The organism is Mesorhizobium sp. M5C.F.Ca.IN.020.32.2.1 (assembly GCF_004023105.1).
Lineage (GTDB): Bacteria > Pseudomonadota > Alphaproteobacteria > Rhizobiales > Rhizobiaceae > Mesorhizobium > Mesorhizobium wenxiniae.
The window spans coordinates 1-5195 of record NZ_RZSX01000441.1; the positions used below are offsets into that span (position 1 = coordinate 1).

Genomic DNA, 5195 nt, shown 5'->3' on the forward strand with positions numbered 1-5195 from the left:
AGGTAAGCGAACGGGATGCAGAAGGCGGTGTGCGCGGCGATCAGGTAACCGAGTCCTGAGTAACCGGTCCAGACCTTGATGCGCGAGAACACGATCAGGAGCGCGACGCCGGTGACTATCTCCGGCACCATCAGCGGCTGGTTGATGAAGGCGTATTTGAAGGTAAGGCCGGGATAGGGCCGCGTGCGGGTCGTGGCCAGCGCAGCCATGGTGGCGGCGATCGTCGACAGCGCGGCGGCCGAGACCGCCAGCACGAGCGAGCGGACGGAGGCGTCCTGCACGGCCGAATTGTGCCAGGCCGAAATAAACCAGCGCAGTGAGACGCCATCCCAGCGCGAAAGCGAATCCGCCGTGTTGAACGAATAGGTGACGAGCGCCGCGATCGGCAGATAGAGCGCGAAGAAGGTCAGAAGCGCCATGAACCCGAAGCCGGGCTGCGCCTGGATGTCGAACGGACGCTTAGCCATGGGCGCCCTCCGACCCGGATGATGCGTTGCGCACGTAGAACAGGAGCGCGATCATCACCAGCACCATGAGCGTAATTGAGATGGCCGCGCCCAGCGGCCAGTTACGGCCCGCGCCGAACTGCAGTTCGATCAGGTTGCCGAGCATCATGTTCTTGCCGCCGCCCAGCACCCGCGGAATGACATAGGCGCCAAGCGAGGGAATGAAGACCAGTATCGAGCCGGCTATGACGCCGGGCTTGATCAACGGGAAGATGATGCGGCGCAGAACCTGCCAGCGACCGGCGTAGAGGTCATATCCGGCCTCGACCAGCCGGAAGTCGAGCTTCTCCATCGAGGCGTAGATCGGCAGCACCATCAGAGGCAGGTAGATATAGATCATGCCGAGCAAGATGGCGGCGTCGGTATTCATGATCTGCAGCGGTTGCTTGATGATGCCGAGCGCCATCAACGCCGTGTTGACCAGCCCTTCGTTGCGGATCACCTGCTGCATGGCGAAGGTGCGGATCAGGAGATTCGTCCAGAACGGAATGGTGACGAGGAAAACCCAGACCTCGCGCGTCTTCGGCGGTCGCGTGGCGATGAAATAGGCTGTGGGGAAGCCGAAGAGCAACGTCAGCACGGTGGTGTAGAACGACAGGCTTATCGAACGCCAGAAGATCGACAGATGCGCGTCGGCGAAGGCCAGCGTGTCGTCGAACATGTCGCGCTGCATCACCACCGACAGCCAGCCGTCGGTAGAGAATTTCCACACCACGTCGCCATAGGGGCCCGGCGTCAGGAACGAATAGATCACGACGATCAGCAGCGGGCCGGTCGCCGCCAGAAAGATGATGAACAGTGCCGGCGCCGACAGCAGCCAGCGATCGCGGATATCTCTGCGTTCGGCTTCCTTGGCGACTTCTTCCGCGCTCGCCATCAGTCCCTCAGCACTTGTGCGGCGTCGTTGCCGATCGAAATGCCGACCTTGTCTCCCCGCTCGAAACCGCAGCCGGCGCTGCGCGTGTTCTGCTGGCGCACCGTGAAGGCCTCGCTGCTGTCCAGGCGAACATGGATGTGCGTGTCGGTCCCGAAATAGACGATGTTTTCGACCGTGCCCGACAGGTCGCCCTTGCCGCTGGTCAGCTTGGCATGTTCCGGCCTGACCACCACGGTGGCATTGTCCTTCGGCTGAAAGCCCTCAGCCACGGTCGCGTCGATCGTCGCGCCGGATTTGAGCGTTGCTCGTGCCTTGCCGTTGGCCATGCCTGATATGGCCGCGGTCAGGAAATTGGTCTCGCCGATGAAGTCGGCGACGAAGCGCTCCGCCGGCTTGTCATAGATATCCCAAGGCGTTCCGACCTGCAGGATCTTGCCCGACGACATCACCGCGATGCGGTCCGACATGGTCAGCGCTTCTTCCTGGTCGTGGGTGACGAAGATGAAGGTGATGCCGGTCTCGTGCTGCAGCCGCTTCAGCTCGATCTGCATGTCCTTGCGCAGCTTGAAGTCGAGCGCCGACAGCGGCTCGTCGAGCAGCAGCACCTTCGGCTGCGGCGCCAGCGCCCGCGCCAGTGCCACGCGCTGCTGCTGGCCGCCCGATATCTGGCTGGTGCGGCGGCCGCTGAGCGCTTCCATTTTGACCAGCTTCAGCATCTCGGCAACCCGCGCCTTCACTTCGGCTTTGGGCTTGCCGAGCATTTCGAGGCCGAAGCCGATGTTCTCGGCCACCGTCATATGGGGGAACAGCGCATAGTTCTGGAACACGGTGTTGACCGGCCGCTTGAACGGAGGCAACGGTGCGATGTCCTGGCCATGCAGCAGGATCTCGCCGGCGCTCGGGAAATCGAAGCCGGCGATCAGCCGCAGGAGCGTTGTCTTCCCGCAGCCGGATGGACCAAGCAGGGTGAAGAACTCATTCTCACGGATCGACACCGAAACCGTGTCGAGGGCGGCGACCTGTGACTCCCCGGTACCGAATACCTTGCGGACGCCACGAACTTCAATTGCACTTTTACCCGGTTGTTCCGGCACGATTACCCCATTCTTGTGTCCGCTCTTCAGGGCGGATCCAGTTCCCACTCGATTGTCAGCACACGGCGCATGGCTTGGCAAGCATACATCTGAATGTCGATTCAGAACGCAATTCCCGTGCCACCGTCAGGCCTGATAAGTGACCTTGCCGCCGCAAATCGTCGTCATCGGCCGCACCGTATGCAGCGCTTCCGGCGCGGTCGCCTCGATGTCGCCTGAGAGCACCACGAGATCAGCCAGAAAGCCTGACTTCAGGCGGCCCTTGCGATGCTCCATGAACTCGGCATAGGCGCCTTCCACTGTATAGCCCGCAAGCGATTCATGCAGCGAGAAACTCTGGTCGGGATCGCTGTCTGCCCATGGTTTGCGCAGCACTGCCGCCTGAATGCCCAGAATCGGATCGATCGGCGAGACCGGCCAATCGGAGGCGAAGACGACGCGCGCGCCGGTATTCTTCAGCGTCCGCCACGCATAGCTCAGAGGCCAGCGGGCAGGCCCGATGCGCGACACCGTTGGTTCCAGCGGCACGCCCATGCTGCCCGGCGGATGCGGTGGCTGCATCGAGGCAATGACTCCAAGCTTTGCGAAACGCGGTACGTCGGCGGCGGTGACCACCTCGATATGCTCGACGCGATGCCGGCTGTCGCGCCTGCCATTCGCCTTTTGCGCTGCCTCGTAGCCGTCGAGCACGGCGCGCACGGCGCCGTCGCCAATCGAGTGCACCGCCATCTGCAGCCCGCGCCTGTCGACGGCCACTGCAAGGTCGATGAATTGCTGCGGCGTGAACAGCGGCTCGCCAACCCAATCCGGACGGTCCGCATAGGGCTCGACCATCACCGCAGTCCATGAATCGAGCACGCCGTCGTAGAACACCTTGACCATGCCCGACGACAGCCATTCGCCATTGTAGCGCTCAGCCATATCAGAGGCTTTGTCGAGCATGTCGAGGGTCATGAAGTTCTTGTAGTGGAACGGCACCTGCACGCGGCACAGCAAGCCGCCTTCGGTCTCGATCTCGGACAGGAGTTCGAGCTGGTGCAAATTGCCGTCCATGTTCTGGATCGACGTGATACCGTGCCTGGCACACCATTCCAAACCGCGGCGCATGATCGCCCGGTCGGAGGCCTGCTCCGCCGGCGTCGGCTTCGGGTCCGGCTCGCCGCCGGTGGCCAGGCCGAGCCGTACGCGATCCTCGCCGGCCAGCGCGATCAGCGGCCCGAAGGCCTCGCCCTCACGCAATTCGCCACTGGCCAGCCCGTCGTCGCCCATGACGATCTCATTGCCGGGACCAAGCCGTTTGCCTCTAAGCAGGCCGGCCAATTCCAGCGCCTTGGTGTTCGCCCACATTGTGTGGTGGTCGGGCGCCGCCATGACGAAGGGACGGTCCGGCAGGATCCGGTCGAGGTGATGGCGGCTGACCCGCTCAGTCGCCGACAGGATGGTATAGTCGGCGCCTTGCGCCTGCAGGACGGATAGATCCGGCCGCTTTGCTGCATAATGGCGAACAGCATCGCAAAGCGCATCGAAACCGTGGATGCCCATCAGCTGGAGGTGATCGAGCTCGGCCGCGCCGGCGAAAAGATGCATATGCGCTTCGATGAAGCCGGGGACGACCGAGCCGCGCTCGGCGTCGATAACGCGCGTGCCGGGTCCCTTGTGCTCCAGTACGGTCGCGCGATCTGCGATCGCAATGATTTCGCCGTCCCTGATAGCTATGGCTTCGGCGCGGGGAGTATCGGGATCCATCGTCAATATACTGGCGTTCTCGACGATCAGATCGGCCGATAGCGGCATAATTTTCTCCCGTTTGAGCTTAGGCTAGCAGAGTATTGGCGCCTGGCAAGCCGTCCGCTGCCACTCGCAACAGCGGTCCGGAATGCTCTTGGCGGCGCTGAAACTCTCTGCCACAAAGCAGTCCCTCAACGACAGATACGCAACTCGAAGAGCGAACCGGCCGCCAAAATGAAGACTGTTTTCTCCCCTCTCCACGCCGGCCATGCCGGCAATTTCGAACTCATTTCAGGCGCCATCGTGCCGGCCTTCGAGAAGCCCTCGCGCGCCGAGTTTATCAAGGCGAGGGTGGAGAGCGAAAAGCTCGGCCCGATCCTGCCACCCGAGACCCACGACCTCGCCGCCGCCAGGAGAGTGCACACCAGCGACTACATCGATTTCCTGCCGACCATATGGCCGCTCTGGGAAGCGTCGGGCCGGACAGGTTCGGCCATCCCCTTCACCTGGCCGACGCGCGGCTTGCGCGGCGATGTACGCCCCAGCACCATCGATGCGCTGCTTGGCTTTTACTCCTTCGACGGCGGCGCCACCTTCGTCAAAGGCACCTGGGAGGCGATCAAGTCGTCCTATGACGTGGCGCTGACTGCGGGCGCCCTGGTCAAGGACGGCGAGATATCAGCCTTCGCGCTCTGCCGCCCGCCCGGCCATCATGCCGGTGCTGCCTTCATGGGCGGCTATTGCTACATCAACAACGCCGCGGTTGCCGCGCAATGGTTCCGCGACCAGGGCGCCAAGCGCGTCTCGATCCTCGATGTCGACTACCATCACGGCAACGGCACGCAGGAGATCTTCTACGGCCGCGGCGACGTGCAGGTGCTGAACCTGCATGGCAACCCGATGACCGAATATCCGTTTTTCCTTGGCCATGCCGACGAGCGCGGCTCAGGGCCCGGCGAAGGCTTCAATGTCAACTACCCCATGCCTGTC

General features: G+C 62.9%; 4 protein-coding genes and 1 pseudogene. 1 reads left to right on the forward strand and 4 read right to left on the reverse strand.

Going from position 1 to position 5195, the window contains the following annotated elements; translation table 11 throughout:
• The 4 genes and pseudogenes from EOA86_RS21075 to EOA86_RS21090 form a co-directional block, all read right to left on the reverse strand.
• Positions 1-467: pseudogene (locus EOA86_RS21075) on the reverse strand (spermidine/putrescine ABC transporter permease PotC); the annotation flags it as partial.
• Complete coding sequence (locus tag EOA86_RS21080) at positions 460-1383, reverse strand: ABC transporter permease (RefSeq protein ID WP_128343406.1); 924 nt, start codon at positions 1381-1383, stop codon at positions 460-462. The gene EOA86_RS21080 and the pseudogene EOA86_RS21075, both read right to left, overlap by 8 nt.
• Complete coding sequence (locus EOA86_RS21085) at positions 1383-2477, reverse strand: ABC transporter ATP-binding protein (protein WP_127210980.1); 1095 nt, start codon at positions 2475-2477, stop codon at positions 1383-1385. The genes EOA86_RS21080 and EOA86_RS21085 overlap by 1 nt, the downstream gene beginning before the upstream one ends.
• A 126-nt stretch (positions 2478-2603) precedes the next feature.
• A complete protein-coding gene (locus EOA86_RS21090) occupies positions 2604-4271 on the reverse strand; it encodes an amidohydrolase (protein WP_128343408.1) in 1668 nt (555 codons plus the stop codon).
• Positions 4272-4439: 168 nt separating this feature from the next.
• Between EOA86_RS21090 and EOA86_RS21095 the strand changes: the two genes are divergently transcribed.
• On the forward strand, positions 4440-5195 hold a 756-nt coding region (locus EOA86_RS21095; RefSeq protein WP_164891878.1), incomplete at its 3' end, for a histone deacetylase family protein.